Consider the following 19,786-nt stretch of genomic DNA (forward strand, 5'->3'; position numbering starts at 1 on the left):
TATACACATATGATACCTATGGAAATATCATTACAGAAACAGATGCCGAAAACAACACGCGTGCTAACGAGTACGATGCATCAAGCCGGCTTGTAAAATCCACCACACCAAATGGAAATAATACCGGGTATGTATATGACAAAAACGGAAACCTTGAAAGGCAGGTGACGGATGGAGGAGAAACTACCAGAATAACCTACGACTCGGAAGGCCGGAAAACAAAAGAAATATCTCCAAAATTGTACGATCCTTCGGAAGACGACATACAAAACCACCGGTATACCGGGAATGCAGGGTACAGGTATACATACTTCGACAACGGCAAGGTCAGAACGGTTACAGATCCGAACAATAATACAACATCATACACCTATGACATATATGGAAATGTTGTAACAGAAACAAAACCCAACGGAGCCAAATACACAAATGAATATGATCTGATAAACAGACCCCTGAGAACATATTTCCAGGAAGATCCCACGGCAGAACAGGTATTGCTTGAAGAAAATACCTATCAAATTCTGGCAGGAGGGAAAACTCAGCAGATACACAAAAAATATTTGAATGACACTGAAGTTGCAGTCACTGTCAGCGTATTTGATTATGCCGGGAGACAAATATCGGAAACCAGGCCTGACGGCACAACAATTTCTACAACATATAATGCAAACGGCACAGTAAATTATACCACCGATGCAAAAGGGAATGTTACATATTATAAATATGACGGCTTAAATAGATTGACTGAAAAATGGACTCCTTTTGAAACAGTCAGCGGCAGCACCAGATTTACGTACAATAGTACGTTCTATAGCAAGGTCGGAGAAGTAAAACAGGAAATAACCGGAAAAGATACGGTCCTCAAAGATGGCAAACCTACCCAACAGATAACAAAAACCTATGAGTACTATAAAAACGGCAAGGTAAGGAGCGTTACAGATAATGAAGGAAGAAAAACCGAATACCAATACGATGCAGACGGAAACGCAATTCAGGAAAAGGTATATACAGATCCTGAAAACTATATTGTAACAGATTACCGGTACAATCACTTGGGTAAGGTCGCAGAAAAAACTGAACACATAAAAGCAGGGGACTTTGAAGGCAATGATATCAACAGTACCGAAGATGTCAGTGTAATAACGGTTTATACCTATGATCAGAACGGCAACCTTGAGACAATGACAACTCCGGACAACGTTACAACCACATATGCCTATGACAATATGAACAACCAGACCGGCGTAAGCCGGCCGGGCATGGATGAATACGGCAATCAGACGAATATATCATCATCAACAAAATATGACTGGCAGGGCCAGCCAATTGAGAAAATTGATTCGAATGGAAATATAACAACATATACATACGACCAGAGAGGATTACTGGTACGAACCACAGATGCTGCCAATAATACAACAGCCTTCTATTATGACAGGGCGGGAAGGAAAACAGCCGAAGTAGCTCCAAATGCTTATGATTCATCAAAGACAATCGATCAGATGAACAGAGTGGAATATACCTATGACCTGATGGACAGGATAAAAACCAAAACATATGCGGGAGAGGAAAAGAGACTGGATACTGACACGCACCAATGGACAACCCGGCAGGTAAGAATAGTACAGGAGGCATACAAGTACGATAACAACGGAAATCCGGTAAAAGTACTGGATGGGCTGGGCTTCGAAGCAGCAACAGACAAAACGGGCATAGATACACAGATAAACACAGGCTACGGAACGGAATACACCTACAATCTGGCAAACAAACCGATAACGGTACTGGATCCCGTATCAAAAGAGAGAAGACTGAGTTTTACAACAAAATACAGCTACGATGCACTCGGACATAAAACCTCCGAAACAAATGCAAAAGGAGTCATTACAAACTATTATTATGACGATGCGGGAAACATAACACAAATAGGAGTAAGGAAAACTTCAACTGCGGCAGAAACGGTACTAAAAACCAGCACTTACGACTATTTGGGCAATCTGCTTACCGAAACAGATGCAATTGGAAACACGACAACATACCAGTACAATGCATTAGGTAAGGTAAGAAGAGCAGTATACCCAGGAGATGCAACAATACCTCAAAATGAAATAACCTGCCAATATGATGTGATGGGCAGACTGAAAATACAGAAGGATACAAAAGGAGCAGTTGACACCTATACATATAACAATCAGGGAGATATACTGACACATACACAGCAGGCACAGGACGGCTCAGAAGCAATAACCACAGGCTCCAGGTACGATAAAAACGGAAACGTAAGGTATTCCACAGATGCAAACGGAAATGAAAAAGAATATATATACAACCATCAAAATAAGCTCATAGCAGCAAGGCAGACGGTATCGGGAGTGGACCGCCAAACCAAATTCACATATGATGCCAATGGCAACAAGACCGCCGAAACCGACTGGAGGGGCAACACAACCACAAGCACATATGATGGCCTGAACAGGCTGATAGAACAAAAAGACGCATACAGCCACAGCATACAGAAGCTGGAATACAACCATAACAATGTACAGGAAAAAGCCTATGATGCGTTAAACCAAACCACACAATACACCTATGACAAAAACAACAGACTGCTGACAACAACAGATTCTGAAGGCCATACAACCAGCCAGACCTATGATGAATTGGGCAATATAGCAACGAAGAAAGACGGAAGAAACAACCAGACCACCTACCAATATGACGAATACAACAGGCTGAATAAAGTAACAAACGCCAAAAATGAAAGTACGGAATATTCGTATGACCTGAACGGGAACCTGCTTTCACAAAAAGACGCAAAAGGCAACATAACAACCTATGAGTACAATGCAGCCAACAAAGTATCAAAACGCATCGACCAGGGTGGCCGTACAGGAACGCCGGGCAATTACAGTTACAACCCTGCAAAAACAGAAACCAGTATCTATAATACGGATGGAACACCGGCTGCAAAAACAGACAGAAACGGAAAAACCATAAACTACACCTATGATATACACGGCAGACTGCTGACCCAGACCATAGGCTCCGAAACCATAACCTATACCTACGATGGCAACGGTAACCGGCTGACAATGACCGACAGCACCGGAACCACCGTCAGAACCTATGATGAGCTGAACAGGGTAACAGCAAAAACAGTGCCAAACATTGGAAAAAGCGTATATGTGTATGATATAATAACAGGCATGGACGCAGGTTGTTGGGCGGAAAACACAACAGATCCGAAAGGCAACGTAACTACAAAAGTTTACGACATGGCAGGCAGACTGAAAGCTGTCACAGCAGACGGAAAAACAACAACCTACAGCTATCTGGACAATGGGGCAAGAGAAAGTGTAATTTACAGCGGAGGAGCAAGAGAAGACTACACCTACTATGCAGATGGGCTGCTGCACACGCTGACAAACAAAAAAGCAGACGGAAGCGTAATAGATACCTACAGCTACACCTATGATGCAGCTCACAACCAGATAACAAAAACCGATGCAAGAGGCACTACAAGCTATACCTATGACGTGCTGAACAGACTGGAAACAGTAACCGAACCGAACGGTACAAAAACCACCTACACTTACGATAAAGCCGGAAACAGGGAAACAGAAACCATCCAGTCGGGGAGCAGCACAGCACTCAATACATACAGCTATAACGAGCAGAACAGATTGATGCAGATAACCACCAAACAGAACGGTACCCTGGCAACCACAACGACATACACTTATGATAACAACGGGAACCAGCTCACAACCACCGTAAACGGCACGGTAACCGTCACAAACAGCTACGACAGCAGAAATCAGCTAATACGGACAGCTACAGGCGGCAGCACTGTAGAAAACCTCTATAACGGAGAAGGCTACAGAGTAGAAAAAAGAGTAAACGGAGCAATAACCAGATATCTGTACGATTATGACAAGGTAGTCCTGGAAGTAGACCAGTCAAACACCCAGAAGGCCAGGAACATATACGGCACGAACCTGCTCATGAGAACAGCCGACGGAACCACCTACAGCTACATGTACAATGGACATGCAGACGTAACCGCCCTGTTAAGGTCGGACGGAACAATAGCCGCGACCTACTACTATGATGCCTTCGGAAACATAACCGACACAACAGGAAGTGCAAGCAACAGCATAACCTATGCAGGCTACCAGTACGACAAGGAGACAGGACTGTACTATCTGAACGCCAGAATGTATGATCCCAAAACAGCCAGATTCCTGCAGGAGGACACCTACCTGGGGGACCGCAATGACCCGCTGAGTTTGAACCTGTATACGTATTGCCATAATGAACCGTTGATGTATAGTGATCCGACGGGGCATAGTCCGTGGAGCTGGCTTAAAAAGAAAGTAATTAACCCCGTAGGAAACAAAATATCCTCGGGAGCAAAATGGGTTGGAAATAAAGCCTCTGAAGCAGCAGACTATGTAACTGAAAAGGCCGAAGAAGTATGGAAAGTCACAACAAGTACAACAATAAGTGCATGGAATGACACAAAAAGTGCAGCCTCCTATGTTGTGAATGGGGCAAAGAAAAATGCGTCAAAGGCCTGGACAACACTAAAAAATGATACAAAGGCTGTTAAAAAGTGGAGTGCAGAACAGGCAAATAAAACAAAAGCTGGGTTTGAGGCATTGACAAACTCAGAAAAAAGAAAAGAAGCATTTGATATAATAGATACATACGGAACAGAATCAGAACAACGGTTAGCAAGGTTTTCCACTGGAATGGCGGTTGCAGCAGGAACAGGAGCCGCAGTAGCCACGGCGATATATGCAGCTCCTGTTCTAGTGCCTACTATATTGGCTTCTCCAACTGCAACTTTTGTAGCAGCGAATGCCGAACCAATAGCCTGGGGAACTTTAAGTTTGGTAGGTGGAGGTCTTGCAGTAAAAAGCGATATAGAAAATGAAGAATATAGCAAAATACCATTAGATGTGGCATCAGCTGCTTTTGGTGGAGTTATGCTGGGATCAGTTGGAAAAAATTATAGCCAGACAATTGCCGTAAACAGAGGTACAAGTATTCCGGGAGGCACTAAGCTGCAGCTTAACTACCAACAGTTTGGAGGCGATGATGCGGGAGCGTCTGAGGTCGGAAGTAGCCTTAATCGAACAGAAGCCCTCAATAAAGCTAAAGACTGGGCTGAAGTTCCTAGGTCGCAACAAGCTTCACGTCAATGGACAGTTGGTGATGATATAACCAAAAAGGGTGCGAACTATAAAAACTTTGAATATAGTGATAATCCCACTCATCATGGAAGATATTATGAGTACGAAACACCACAAGGAAAAAAGGTTGTTGCTGACCATATTAATGATGTAGAGCAGGGATTACATACCCATGCGGGAACAGCTCCCAAAGGTGCAGACCCATTTAAGTATGACTTTAAGAACCCTGACAATAGGTATTCTCCAACAAACAAGGATACAAACCATCATATACCATATTCTAGGTAATTTATTGTAAAAAGAGAGGATATAGTTATGGACGATAGAAAAGAAATGATACGTAAAAAAAGCATACTGCTTAATATGAAAAAACAAATCGAAGAAATTAAGGCAGTAAGCATAATTGATTTTCTTGAAGCTGAATCAGAGGAAGTTACAAAGTACTCAGAAAGTGTTAGTGAGTTACATAAATACAGTTATCCAAGGCTATGTACTAGAAAAATGGATGGGGATAATGATAATTTGGTTGACTGGTTTTTAGAAAATTTGTCATTTATTAAAGATGGAGCAAGTTGGTTAATGCCTTTTAAAGGAATGGGTATCTGGTGGGTTAAGGTTAAGGTGGATGATTGTAAAAAAGCACTTAGTGAGTTGTGGAGATTTGGTGATATATGCATTGTTGATGTGGAAAATAAAGTAATTTTCTACATCGGTGTAAATGAAGCGAACTGTGAGATAGCATTAAAACAATTATAAGCCTAACATAATAAGAAGAAGGGGTAGGTATAATAGCCTGCCCTTTTGCTTACCTGTTTTTGAAGACTAACTTTCAGCAGCAAGGAGATGATTATATGAATGTCAAACCAAATACTTATGAATTAACTCAAACCAGTAGTAATATAGGTATAGAGACAGTTATATTGGATGAGAATGATTCTAAACAATTCATAAAAAGAGTAATTGATATATTTAAACCTTTTAAAACTACCGGACACTTATCTATTGGTAATGAAACCCTGACTATTCCTTTGGAGGGAAATGAGTTTTCATACTCAAAACACTTAGAAAGTGAACCAGCTTACATTTTTTTTGATCAAGAAAGCAGAGATAGAAATTCAGTAGTGGTGATAAAGGATGCTAAATTAATTGGAAGTTTAATGGAAAACTCATATGGTATGGAGTATTTTATATCTAATGAAAAAGCGGATTTCTTAATTGCTGTAAATTGGTATGTAATAGAGGTTGCAGGCTCAGCAATCGAATCCCTAACAAAATTAAATAGCTAGAGATATACTAATAAGGGGCAGGTGTAACAGCCTGCCCTATAATCTGTGTAATAGGAGACATAAAACAATAATAATGAACCCACACCTTTTCAGTGTAATCAACAAAAAGTTCTGTATTTGAACATTTCAGTAAAAGCCACAGGTGTCAGTAATGACCACCATGTAACACCTTGGTAAATGCGGGCGTTCTCATGTTCCGACCACCTGAAAGGTGACCGTACCCCAATTTCGACCACCCCTCTTTAACCTGCATCATTTTCAACCCCTGGGTTCAGCACAATTTGTTCAGAAAAGTATCAAAACAAACAGTCGCCAAATTGCCCTCAAATTCCTTCTCAATCTGTGCATGGGTATTCGTATCCCAAAGCCGCTTGAAAATCTGAAACAAGGGTAACACATCGCCACACAGGGGCAAGGAATTTGATGATTGAAATATGCTGCACGATCAATTCCTCCAGCCCGGTTTTACTCAGTGCATGAGGCACAGCCCATCCCCCATGGTTCATGGTGAACCATAGCTTGACCGGCATTCTTGTCCATGCTAAAATGGGGGCAGCCGGGGGTTTAAGGGGGAAAACTTCCCTCATTGCTTTCGCCAAAGCACATCATAAAAACACAGATACATGCAGAGAAGAAAAACTATAACATTTTTTCTTCTCTGTTTTTTGTTTTGTTTTTTCTATTTAAAATGCCTCAGAATCTACTTGCAATCCTTCCGTACCAGAGTTAATATCACACACAACAATTGAATCAAGGCTCGTGATGCCAAGCACTGAAAAGCAGTGCAAATCACGTAATTTGTCACATGGAAAGTAGATAGGTTTACGCTCCCTTGCGGGGATTAAGTTCAAGGGACACATCTTTTCAAGAAATGTCCCTAACCAAATCTAACGCTCATAAAGTGCGGTTGCCGGCAGGTTTTATGGAGACAAAGCAAAGAAACGGAGGAGATAGCATTTACCAAAAACGTAAGATGGCTTTTATAGGCATCGATATGCATAAGGATACCCATACGGCAGTGGTTATGGACTGCTGGACTAACAAATTAGGCGAGATTACCTTCGCCAACAGGCCGTCGGCCTATGGCAAATTCATGGCCGATATAAAAACGTTGTACGGGGACTTGCAGCCCATATTCGGCTTGGAGGATACCAGGGGCTTTGGACGGAATTTTGCTTCCTACCTTTTGGGACATAAATACACCGTCAAGCATGTAAATCCTGCCTACACCGATGCAATGCGTTCAAGCGCACCCATGTCCAGAAAGGATGATTCCTACGATGCCTTCTGTGTGGCAAGGATACTGCGGGATATGCTGGACACCCTGCCGGATGAACAGCATGACGATTTATTCTGGACGATCCGGCAATTGGTCAAACGCAGGGATTCACTCATCAAAGGGATTATTGTTGCTAAAAACCAGCTGAATGCCCAGCTTACCTATGTTTACCCAAGCTACAAGCAATATTTCTGTGATGTGGACACCAAAACAGCCATGTATTTCTGGGAGAAGTATCCGCATCCCAAGCATCTGAAAGATGTACAGCCGGAAGAATTGCTGGAGGAATTACGGCAGGTGCACAGAGGCATGACGGTAAAGAAGGTGCAGGAGATACTTTCATTTTCAGAAAGAAACAGCCCGGAGGAGAAGGATTATCAGGATGAGTGTGACCTTGTTATCAGGAGTCTTGTACGGGAATTGAAGTTCAGGAAGCAGGAGAATGAGGATATCGACAGGGAATTGGAGCGGCTGATTCAGCTCACAGGCTACAAGCTTCATACCATGCCGGGCATCAACCTTATCACAGCGGCAGGCATTATCTCTGAGATTGGCAATATTGAAAGGTTCCCCAACTCTGACAAGCTGGCTCGGTTCAGCGGTGTGGCTCCGGTCAATTTCAGCTCTGCCGGAAAGGGCAAAGACCAGCGAAGCAGACAGGGCAACAGGGTTTTAAATGCAATATTCCACTTTCTCGCCATCCAATTGGTGCAGGTAAATCCCAACGGTAAGGCAAGGCATCCGGTATTCAGAGAGTATTTTGAAAGCAAGCTCAAGGAAGGCAAAACAAAGCCGAAAGCTCTTGTCTGCATAACCAGAAGGGCTGTGAGGATTATTTACGGCATGATGCGGACAAAGACCGAATACAAGCCGTTTGAAAAGTTGGCAGATTGATGTTGTTTGAACTGTCATTATAGTAAAATAGAGTTGTAAAAAATGTAAACAAGCTTCTGTAAGGAGGCTTCATATAGAGCGTGTCTTTTTAGGGGGAAGGAAAACCGCAGGATAATAGCAAAGTATAGAGCTTTTATAATGCGGGAGCGTCTGAGGTAGTAAGTGCTGTTGCAAAGAAACCGATAATAATGGGTGAAAATATGAAACGAGTTAAGCAATATGCTGATGAGGTTGGGGGACATGCTTATAACCCGTGGAAGAATGACCCATTTGACTTTGATTTAGGGATGAAAAGAAATGAACGATGGATAAATAACATGATGAAAGAAGGCAGAGAAATAATTGATATCGGTCCTGACTTTTCAAGAAGAAGTTTAGGAAGAGAGCCAAGTCCATTCTATAACATGGAGCGTTCTCAAGTTAAAGGTTATGAAAACTATAAAAAAGTCTTTGAACGTGATGGAAGACTCTCTGGCGGTGTTCCAGGACTAGATAGATAGGAGGGTGCAAGCGTGAATAAAATGGAGGAAATAAGTAGCATATTGATTGAAAAGACCGATTTCTTAAGGCAGATGGGCTATAATAACAGAGTAGAGAAAAGTGATGTTTGGAATTTCACACTAAGCTATTTGGCTTCTGATAAGGAACTTGCAATTGAGTTTGAAATAGACTATCGAGATTTAGATTTATTTGTACTTGTTACAATTCTCGAAAATGGGGAGCTGCCAAGTGGCTACTATATGCATAAAGGTAAGAAGGTAAGAGTTCATTTGGAGAAGCTATTTGAGAGTGGAAAAATTAAAGCAGGGGATTGGAAAGGGATAAGAAGAATAAGACGTGAACTAAAAGAGCCAAATGTACACAAAATAATAACACTTATAAACGCTTATTGTATTTTATTAAAAGAAGCAATCAACGAAATTCAGCAGTTGAAGGGAGAGTAAATTATTTTGATGGTTTGAATTTTTTAGTTTCTTCTTTGGCAAGATAATTTTATTGTTATTTTGCTGGCAAATCGGCAGGAAGCCGATTTGAGCAGCAACCCGAAACAGGAGGTTGAGTTTGCTGCGACAGCAAAAATACTTGTGAGGAGCCGTACAAATTTCAGCATGAGCTTTGTGAGCTATCCATTTTTTGATGTTTGTACGGGAGCACTATTATAATATATATATCATGTATTTAAATTGTATTAATGTTGCGGTACGACAAGGTACAACCCATTGACCTAAATCAGCGCAGGAGCATTTACAATTAATTTGCATCAAATAATAAATTAATAAATAAAAATATTCAATTTCATATTATTTTATATTACATTCCAGCCCCCATTTCAAGCTGATTAAATCTCAATAATCTTGTACTATTTTCCCTCCCTCCCGAATAAAAATATTCATAGCATGACTTTCAAAAACAGTACCAATTTTTATTGAAAGTCATGCTAAATACCAGAGAGGCGAGAAAATGTCATGAGTGTTATTGAATCTATGTTGAATTATGCAAAATCAGAAAATATACTAACGACAGGCCTTACCGACAAGGAGGCCAAATATAAGCTTCAAAAGCACGGCCTTAACATCTTGGCCGAGAGAAAGAAAATATCACCTTTGAAGATACTGTTTCAGCAATTTACCGATCTGATGGTTATAATTCTGATGATCTCAACCGTTATTTCGGGCTTCATGGGTGAAATGACCGAGGCTGTCACCATAATAGCTATTGTTGTGGTAAATGCAATAATGGGTTTTGTCCAGGAATTCAAAACCGAGAAAACCATGGAGGCATTAAAGTCCCTGGCAGCACCAAGTGCCAAGGTCATCAGGAATGAGCAGCAGGTGAGCATTCCGGCAGAAGAAATTGTTCCTGGGGATGTTCTTGTCATAGAGGCAGGGGACCGTATTGCCGCCGACGCAGCCATTCTGGAAAGCAGCAGTCTGCATGTTGATGAGTCACTCCTTACAGGGGAATCGGTTCCCGTTGAAAAGAATCCTATTAAAAACAACAAAGCGCTCATAGACCCTTTCGATAAAAAATCCTCCGTTTATATGGGAACCGTGGTAACCGGCGGCAGAGCCAAAGCTGTAGTTTATGCCACCGGTATGAAAACCGAAATGGGCCATATTGCCGATATGATACAGAATATTGAAGATGATGAGACGCCGCTGCAGAGAAGGCTTGCACACCTGGGTAAGTTTATTGCCGTGGGATGTCTGCTGATATGTGCAATCGTCTCCATAGCTGGCGTCATCCGCGGTGAAAAGCTCTTCAACATGCTGCTCTCGGGGATCAGCCTGGCCGTGGCCGCCGTTCCTGAAGGACTTCCGGCAATAGTCACCATATCCCTGGCGTTGGGTGTCCAGAGAATGTTGAAAAGAAATGCCCTGATCAGAAAGCTGCCGGCAGTTGAAACCCTGGGCTGTGCCAGCATAATTTGCTCGGATAAAACAGGGACGCTAACAGAGAACAAGATGACGGTGAGAAAAATATATGCGGCAGGCTACCAGCTTTCGGTTACAGGCAACGGTTACAATCTGGAGGGGGACTTTCTTGCTGACAACAGATCTTCCGACCCTCTGAAAGTGGAAGGAGTAAAACTGGCACTGGAGATCGGAGCTCTGTGCAACAACTCGGTCATAACCAGGCCCGCTTCCGAAAATACCGCGATGGGTAAAATCAAATCCATTTTCTCCAAACAGGATACCCTGAAAATCTCGGGGGATCCCACCGAAATAGCCTTGACCATCGCTGCCGCAAAGGCGGGTATAACTCAGAACAGTTTGAACGGAACTTATCAGAGAATAGATGAGCTCCCCTTTGATTCTGACAGAAAGTGCATGTCAATAGTCTGTAAAAGCAACAAGGGAGAGGTGTATGTATTCACAAAAGGCGCCCCTGATATGATTATTGACAAGTGCAACAGAATAATGTCGGCCAGGGGAATTATCAAGCTGGATGAATTGACAAGAAGGTCGATAACCAGGATAAACGACAGTATGGCCAACAATGCCCTGAGAGTAATGGGGCTGGCCTTTAGAAAACTGGAGACCGGCACTTACAGTCCCAATACTAAAAATGTGGAGAATGATCTTATATTCGTGGGATTGATGGGAATGATCGACCCTCCGAGAAAAGAAGCCATAGAAGCTGTTCAAAAATGCAGGCTTGCAGGTATAAAGCCCATAATGATAACCGGGGACCATAAGCTCACAGCCACAGCCATAGCCAGAGAATTAAACATTTTCTGTGAGGGGGATAATGTATTGACAGGTGCCGAGCTTGACAGAATGAATGAGTCACAGCTCGAAAATATGGCTCCTTCTGTTTCGGTATATGCAAGAGTCTCTCCCAAGCACAAGCTGATGATTGTCAGGGTGCTTAAGAAATTGGGTCACATAGTTGCCATGACAGGAGACGGAGTAAATGACGCTCCTGCCGTAAAAGAGGCCGATATCGGTGTATCCATGGGAATAACCGGCACTGATGTGACAAAGGAGGCCTCCTCCATGGTACTGCTGGATGACAACTTTGCAACCATAGTTGCAGCGGTAGAAGAGGGAAGGGTTATTTACAACAATATCAGAAAATTTATAAGATACATGCTGGCATGTAATCTGGGTGAAGTATTGACCATGTTTTTGGGTATGATTATGTGGCTTCCCATACCGCTGCTGCCTATTCAGATATTATGGGTAAACCTTGTTACCGACGGATTGCCGGCCATAGCCCTCGGACTGGATCCCGCAGAAAATGATATCATGATGAGAAAACCACGGGGAGCAAAGGATCATATCTTCTCCCACGGCCTGCTGAAATTAATAGTATCAAGAGGGATATTCATCGGTTTGAGCACTCTGGGGGTATTCGTCAGCATACTGTATTTTGTGGATAATGTAGAGCTGGCCCGCACAGGAGCATTTATGACATTGGTAATGACACAGCTGATCCATGTGTTTGAGTGCAAATCTGAAACAAAAAACATATTCGAAATACCCATATTTAATAACATTCCCTTGATACTTGCAGTTCTGTGCTCATTGGTAATGATACTTGGAGTGGTATATATACCTGCACTTCAGACGATTTTTGAAACCGTGCCTCTCGGCCTGAACGAATGGCTGCTCATCCTGGGCTTTACCTTGATGGGACCTGTATTATCAAGCCTGCTGGGAGTTAACAGGAAAAGACATAATTAACAAAATAAAAAATATTTATATAAAGTATTATATTTATGTAAATTAAAGCCTAATTGAATAAACGGCTGTTGTTTGACTGCAGAACAGGCGCAGGCATGTTTACAATACAGGGACTATTTAATATAATCAAAGTATTAAAAATCCGGGTAGGGTGATCATGTCTACGCCATATTTCATGTTTTCGGAAGTTTATCGGAGGGCGGAAAATGCAGAAGATGATGAAGGTATTTGAGCATAAAATCCAGGGGAATATGCAGCAAAGACTGATGAACCTTTCCATAAGCGCAAAAATCGTGGCCTACTATCTTATACTTCTGGCAATTTCCATAGGGATAAGTGCAGTACTGTATTCAAGGGTCAACTCTGCAATCGCCCTGGGTCCCATAAGCAACATATCCTTTCAGCTGCTGCATACAGTCAGTACAAGCACAAATACGGTTATAGGAAATGTAGCCGAATTTTCCAAACTTATCGTATCAAATGATGAAATACAGGATTCTCTTAGGAACACTTTGACAGACTACAGCTTTGCATACCAGCATCAGGCTGATGTGGCGGTGGACAGGCTGGTAGGGGGAAGTTCGTATGCCTCGTCGATTCACATATTTGACTTGAGGGGTCATAAGTACAGCGCAGAAAAAGGTATCGCCAGAACAGTAAAGATTACCAATATAACTCAGGCCCCCTGGTATAACGAGGTTATGAAAAAGAAAGGGAGCTATATTCTGGCCTACAATGCAGGTGGAATATTCAACCCTGTGAGTTTCGAAGGAAGTTTTATATCTCTTATAAGGGTTATAAATGATCTGCATACACAAACCCCGCTTGGTATATTGGTTTTAAATATCCCTGAGGCGGTGCTTGAAAAATCCTGCTATGATATGACAAACAATCCCGATGCCGAGATACTTCTCATGGATGGCCAGGACAACATACTGATAGATTCGGATAATACCTCGGGTTTTGATCTTACGAAATTCATATATGACAATGAAAAATTAAATAAGAAATATACACTGTGGAAGTCCGACCAAACCGAGTACATGGTATCTTATCTGAGGATTGATGAAACGGGCTGGAAGGTAGCCAGCATAATACCCTACAGGGAGCTTTCCAAGGAGTCGGGGTTCATAGGGTTGGTAACATTTTTGCTGGTGGCGGTAAACAGCTTGCTTTTATTTGTGGGCTCGATTTTTATATCGAGGACCATAACCGTGCCTATAAAGAAGTTTTGCGAGGCCATGAAGGGAATAGAAAAGGGCGAATTCAAAAAGGTGCAGCTGAAGGCAGGCAAGGATGAAATAGGCAGGCTCAGAGACGGCTACAACACAATGGTGGAGGAGATACAAAAACTGATTTACAGGATAGTTGAGGAGCAGAAGCTGAAGCGGAAAACGGAGCTGGAAGTGCTGCAGGCGCAGATAAAGCCTCACTTCCTGTATAATACTTTCGATTCCATAAGCTCACTTGCACTCTCGGGAAAAAACCAGGATGTCTACAATATAATGAAGGCACTTGGAAACTATTACAGGACAAGCCTGAGCAAGGGTAAGGAGCTCATTACCATCGGAGAGGAACTTGATGTGGTGAGCAACTATTTGAAGATTCAGAAATACCGTTATGAGGATATGTTCTCGGTGGAATATGACATCGATGAGGAGGTTAAAAAGTATAAGATACTGAAGCTTGTTTTGCAGCCTTTTGTGGAGAATGCTCTGTACCATGGGATCAGACCCATGCAAAAAAGCGGTTCCATATATATAGGTGCAAAATATCATGAAGATTCTATCCAACTGATTATTGCGGACAATGGTATGGGCATGACCGGGGAAGATGTGCAGAAACTGACCTCGGGTAAAACGGCCCGGGAGAAAAACAGCTTTGGTATATGGGGAACAATAGAGCGGCTGAAAATCCTTTATGGAATAGAAGAGATCGTCACTATTGAAAGCAGTCCCGGAAACGGCACCAGGGTCATTATAAAAATACCTGCGGAGCATCCCCAGAATGAACTCCCCGAGCTGAAAACCGGGGAGGCATAGACACGTCGGCAACAGGTTCTTGTACAGCTCAGTGACTGTTAATTATTGAAGTACATCTTCACGGCTTATCCGGTTCACGATGGCTATGTGGAGTCAGCAGTTAATTTTATTATTCGTGAACCGGAAAGGCAACGGTGTTTTAAATGTCGGAAGATTTGATGAAAGTAATGCTTGTAGAGGATGAACGCCTTGTACTTGAGCTGCTCAAGGCTTGTATAAACTGGGAGGAGATAGGTTTCAACATAGCGGGTGAATGTTCAAGTGCCATGGCGGCGCTGGAGCTCGTGGACACTCTGCTTCCCGATGTCATAATTACCGATATCTGCATGCCTGTAATGGACGGGCTGGAATTCAGCAAAACAGTCAGTGAGAAACATCCGCATATAAAGATCATCGTATTGACAGGCCATGAGGAGTTTGAGTTTGCAAAAAAGGGTATAAAGGTGGGAATCTCGGATTTTCTTCTGAAACCCATTAATGACGATGAAATCACCAGGGCTTTAATATCCATAAGAGAAAAAATAATTAAGGAAAGAACTCTTTCCAAAGGTTATGAAAAGCTGAAAAAACAGCTGGAGCAGAATCTCCCATTTTTAAGGGAAAAACTTTTTAATGAATTGATTCAGGGCGGTTTTGACCTGGCGTCAATTGACGAGAGGCTTTCATACTTTGACATAAAGTTCGGCGCGGCAGACTTCCGGATTGCTGTTATAGAGGTGGAGGATATAATAGAAGAAAATTCCGGAGATGAGGAGCATAAATTAATAAACAAGATGAGATGTATTGATTATATCCGCCGGTCTTTTGAAAAAGATGATTATGTAAATGTTTTTTTTGATAACAGCCAGAGGATTGTTGTCATGTCAAACGAAACGGCTCTTGATCTTGAAGAATGCTGTGAAACCATAAAATCCATGCTGCTTAACAGGCTCAAATGTTCAATAGCTATCGGAATAGGAAATATCCACAGCGGGATCGATAAAGTGTATCTCTCCTATAAAGAGGCATGTGATGCCGTCAGCTACAAGTTTGTTGTGGGTAAAAACCAGGTGGTCAGCTTCTCGGATATCTGGTCCTCCACCGGTGCAAACATGAGGGTAGACAATGACAGTATGGGCCGTTTCGGTTTCTATGTAAAATCAGGGCTTTTGGAAAAAGTGGGAGAAACCATCGATCTGTTTTTTGGCGAGGAGGAGAATGCCTGTAAATCGTTGGAACAGGCCCGCGTAATTGCATGTAATTTAATATCGGTAATTATGAATGTTATTATAATGTCCGACATAAACCAGAAGGATATATTTAAAAACAATCTGCAGCCCTTTGAAAAGATCTTCAAGCTGGATACATTGCCCGATATCAAAGAGTATCTCAAGAATACGGCTTCGGCAGCAACTCTGTCGGTCAGCAGACAGCAGGGGAAAAAGGCCAGAAAGATTTTGCAGGATGTAAAAGAATATATTCATAATAATTATACCGATTCAAATTTGTCACTTTCAGAAGTTGCAAAGAAATTTTTCCTGAATTTAAGCTATCTCAGCCGTATTTTCAAGGAGGAAACCGGACAGACCTTTGTGGATTACCTCATGAAATTGAGAATGGAAAAAGCCTTTAAGCTGTTGGGAGACACAGACTTAATGGTATATGAAATAGCCGGGCAGGTGGGGATAAACGATCCTCACTATTTCAGCATATGCTTCAAGAAGTATACAGGTTTGAGTGCGAATGACTACAGAAAATCCAAATAAAGTTCATTTCCTTTCAGGCTTCTCATTGGTGTATACGTTCTCGCGCACTATTTGAAGCACAAGTTCTGCAAAGTTGTTCCCGGTGAGGCAGCAGCTATTTATTCCGTAAAATATCTGCGCTATTAATCTAGTGGTCTGTAACACCTAAAAGTCACATATTGCCGACGGTTAAATCCCCGCAGAATTTCGTTGTCGTCCTTGTCAATACATACAGTATTGCCTTCTTCCTCCGCCTTATGCTGCGAAAATTTTCCTCGACGGCAATATACGTTTTAGATGTTGCAGACCACTAGCACAATGCGTTTAATAATTTCACACAGAAAAAATTTTATACTTTTCAGTAAAACTAATGAATTTATATATGCAGCATCTTAGCTTATTATTAACTTGCAGTAAAAAATATAAATAACTTTTAGGAGGAAATTAAAATGAAGAGATTTGCATTAAGAGTTATGACTGCTGCTCTTTCAGTTGCTATTGCAACCAGCCTTGCAGCATGTGGAAGTAATTCCGCCGGATCAAATTCATCTGATACTTCAGCTGCCGGTTCGACAACAACCGAGACATCTGCAAAACCATCAGAAACAAAAAGTGCAACTGTCAGGGTTTGGACGCTGTGGACAGATCCGACCAAGGACTCAAATGCCGCATATTTCTATAAGGTATTGGAATCCGCAAAAACTGAGCTGGCCAATATTACTATCGAACATGATGCAACAGAAAACGAATCCTATAAGACAAAGCTAAAGACTGCTGTTGCTGCAAATGAAGCTCCAGACGTATTCTACAGCTGGGGTGCAGGTTTCACCAAACCTTTTGTAGATGCAGGTAAAGTTCTTCCATTGGATGAATATATTGCTTCATCAGGAGCAGGTGATAAAATTCTTCCGGGTGCAACAGACTTCTTCAAATTTGACAATAAAACATACGGAATTCCTTATTCAAAATGGGTTGCCGTACTCTACTGCAACAAGGATTTATTCGATCAGAACGGTGTTAAGATACCGGCTACTTACGACGAACTTCTCACAGCTGTAAAAGCTTTCAGAGCGAAAAATATCACTCCTATCACCGTTGGTGGCAAAGACAGATGGCCCGCAATGTTCTTCCAGAATGCTCTTGCTCTTCGTACGGCAGGTGCTCAGGCATGTGTTGATGCATTAAATAAGACTGCTTCCTATGATCAGCCGGCATTTGTCGAATCGGCCGCAAAGCTGAAAGAACTTGTTGATGCAAAGGCATTTAACGATGGCTGTCTCGGTTTGACAAACGATGAATCGGCAATTCCGTTTACAGAAGGTCAGATCCCAATGTATTACATGGGTAACTGGTTTGTAGGAAATATAATGGGCAAAGACAGCAAGGTTGCCGATAAGGTTCAGGCTGTTGCATTCCCGATGGTTAATGACGGAAAAGGTACTTCTGATGAATTCTTCGGCGGTTCCATAGAAGGTTTCTGTGTAAGTGCCAACGCTGCCGACAAGGATGCTGCCTGCAAGACAGCAGGATATCTGTCGGAGACAATGGCAAAGCTCACAGCTGACGACGGCGGTCTTGCCACCTGGAAGGTTGACGGCGTTGATGAGTCAAAGATCAATGCATTGGCCAAACAGATAAAAGATTTGACAGCAAATGCAAAATCATATGTTCTTGCATGGGATACCTTCCTTGAAGGTGCTGATGCAGAAACTCACAAGAACCTTGTAGCAGAAATATATGCAGGAAAGAAAACTCCTGAAGAATTTGCCAAGGAAATGCAGAAATTGAATGAAAAGAAATAAATACTAAAACAGTAGAATTATTAACAGTCAGGGAATAATCCAGGGTGTCCGCTCGGAAACTACATGCGAGTCAGCATTTTCTCAGCGGACACCTTTGCCGTTAATAATTGTGAGGTGGAAAAATGGAGAGAGTACTGAGCAACAAAAAAGCTATATGTTTTTTTATTCTTCCTGCTCTGATTATATTCATTGCGATAATTATTTTTCCTATATTCATGTCGGGGTATTACAGTACGCTTCAGTGGGATGGAATAGGAAAAAGCAAATTTATTGGTATTGATAACTATATTACTTTATTTACAAACCACGAAGATGGCTTTATCGAGTCAATAAAAAATTCTGTCATATTGGCGTTTTTGTCAGTATTCATACAGCTTCCAATATCTTTAGTGCTGGCTCTGGTATTATCCAACAAAGTCAGAGGAGAGAATTTCTACAGGTCGGTATATTTTATACCTGTCATAGTTTCAACGGTTGTAATAGGACAGCTGTGGATGAAAATATACCACCCGGGCTATGGTTTGCTGAATACATTTTTAAGAAATATCGGTCTGGATTCATTGGCCAAAGAGTGGATAGGAAGCACCGATACCGCACTTGGAGCGGTATTTGTCCCTGTTGTGTGGCAGTACATCGGTTATCACATGCTTCTGATGTACGCAGCCATTAAATCCATTTCTTCCGATATTATGGAAGCGGCTAAAATAGATGGAGCGTCTTCGGTACAAACTGCGTTCAGAATAACCATTCCATTGATTAAGCCCATATTGGAGGTTTGCGTGACATTTGCCGTAATAGGTTCATTGAAAACCTTCGACCTCATTTATGTCCTTACCGGAGGAGGTCCGGTACATGCAACCGAGGTTCCGAGTACCCTTATGTTTAATACTATTTTCCATAAGTATCAATATGGTTACGGCAGTTCAATGGCCATATTCATAATAGGGGAGTGTCTTTTGCTTACAGTTGTGATACAAAGGCTGTTCAGAATGAAAAAGGCATAATAAGCAGATTAAAGAATACTCTCGAAAAGTAATTGGTAATTTCGAGAAAAACCAATACTTCACTCCATTTTCTTTGTGAAATGGAGCTATTTGTAGAAAAAGCATTGTACCTTGAGAAATTAATAGTTGTGTAATTTTGAGCCCAGATTTTTTGGGACAGCAAATAAACCTTTGAAATTCAAAGATTTTTAAATGCTGTTTGAAAAGTTCTTGTACTATTGCAATAGACTCAGAATACTAAAGGATTTGTGTTTGATCCAAGCATCCAGATGTATATTAGCAGCAGCGAAAGTGGCTCTTGCAAAACGGTGCTTTGAGCTCCTTGTTTTACCAGCTTCGATGTCATAGTCCACAAGAATTCTTT

General features: G+C 41.9%; 12 protein-coding genes. 11 read left to right on the plus strand and 1 reads right to left on the minus strand.

The features are described from left to right. The 3 genes from T344_RS28715 to T344_RS0118695 form a co-directional block, all read left to right on the plus strand. A partial coding sequence (locus T344_RS28715) for an RHS repeat-associated core domain-containing protein (protein WP_242842109.1) occupies nt 1-5,489 on the plus strand: 5,489 nt, incomplete at its 5' end. 27 nt (nt 5,490-5,516) lie between these two features. Further along, a complete protein-coding gene (locus T344_RS0118690; protein WP_027629962.1) occupies nt 5,517-5,957 on the plus strand; it encodes a hypothetical protein in 441 nt (146 codons plus the stop codon). A gap of 95 nt (nt 5,958-6,052) precedes the next feature. Then, complete coding sequence (locus T344_RS0118695; RefSeq protein WP_027629963.1) at nt 6,053-6,487, plus strand: hypothetical protein; 435 nt, start codon at nt 6,053-6,055, stop codon at nt 6,485-6,487. Nucleotides 6,488-6,822: 335 nt separating this feature from the next. Here T344_RS0118695 and T344_RS0118700 read toward each other — a convergent pair whose 3' ends face one another. Next, entirely contained in the window at nt 6,823-7,074 is a 252-nt protein-coding gene (locus tag T344_RS0118700) for a hypothetical protein (RefSeq protein ID WP_027629964.1), read from the minus strand. A gap of 335 nt (nt 7,075-7,409) precedes the next feature. Between T344_RS0118700 and T344_RS0118705 the strand changes: the two genes are divergently transcribed. The 8 genes from T344_RS0118705 to T344_RS0118740 all read left to right on the plus strand — a co-directional run bounded on the left by T344_RS0118705 (nt 7,410) and on the right by T344_RS0118740 (nt 19,422). Next, nucleotides 7,410-8,660 carry an IS110 family RNA-guided transposase gene (locus T344_RS0118705; protein WP_027629965.1) on the plus strand — a complete coding sequence of 417 codons (1,251 nt, stop codon included), beginning with the start codon at nt 7,410-7,412 and terminating at the stop codon, nt 8,658-8,660. A gap of 200 nt (nt 8,661-8,860) precedes the next feature. Beyond that, a complete protein-coding gene (locus tag T344_RS28720; protein WP_034862247.1) occupies nt 8,861-9,160 on the plus strand; it encodes a hypothetical protein in 300 nt (99 codons plus the stop codon). 12 nt (nt 9,161-9,172) lie between these two features. Further along, nucleotides 9,173-9,604: a hypothetical protein gene (locus T344_RS0118715; protein WP_027629966.1), complete on the plus strand. Its 432-nt coding sequence runs from the start codon at nt 9,173-9,175 to the stop codon at nt 9,602-9,604. Between the two features lie 522 nt (nt 9,605-10,126). Continuing rightward, nucleotides 10,127-12,850, plus strand: a complete 2,724-nt coding sequence (locus tag T344_RS0118720; RefSeq protein WP_027629967.1) for a calcium-translocating P-type ATPase, SERCA-type — start codon at nt 10,127-10,129, stop codon at nt 12,848-12,850. Between the two features lie 206 nt (nt 12,851-13,056). Then, nucleotides 13,057-14,892, plus strand: a complete 1,836-nt coding sequence (locus T344_RS0118725; protein WP_051572034.1) for a sensor histidine kinase — start codon at nt 13,057-13,059, stop codon at nt 14,890-14,892. Between the two features lie 143 nt (nt 14,893-15,035). Next, nucleotides 15,036-16,637, plus strand: coding sequence for a response regulator (locus T344_RS0118730; RefSeq protein WP_027629969.1), 1,602 nt, complete (start codon nt 15,036-15,038; stop codon nt 16,635-16,637). Between the two features lie 428 nt (nt 16,638-17,065). After that, on the plus strand, nt 17,066-18,418 hold the full coding sequence (locus T344_RS0118735) for an extracellular solute-binding protein (protein WP_027629970.1): 1,353 nt from the start codon (nt 17,066-17,068) through the stop codon (nt 18,416-18,418). A 122-nt stretch (nt 18,419-18,540) separates the two neighbouring features. Then, nucleotides 18,541-19,422, plus strand: a complete 882-nt coding sequence (locus T344_RS0118740; protein ID WP_027629971.1) for a carbohydrate ABC transporter permease — start codon at nt 18,541-18,543, stop codon at nt 19,420-19,422. Nucleotides 19,423-19,786 lie beyond the last annotated feature (364 nt).

It is taken from the genome of Ruminiclostridium cellobioparum DSM 1351 = ATCC 15832, assembly GCF_000621505.1.
Taxonomy (GTDB): Bacteria; Bacillota; Clostridia; order Acetivibrionales; family DSM-1351; genus Ruminiclostridium; species Ruminiclostridium cellobioparum.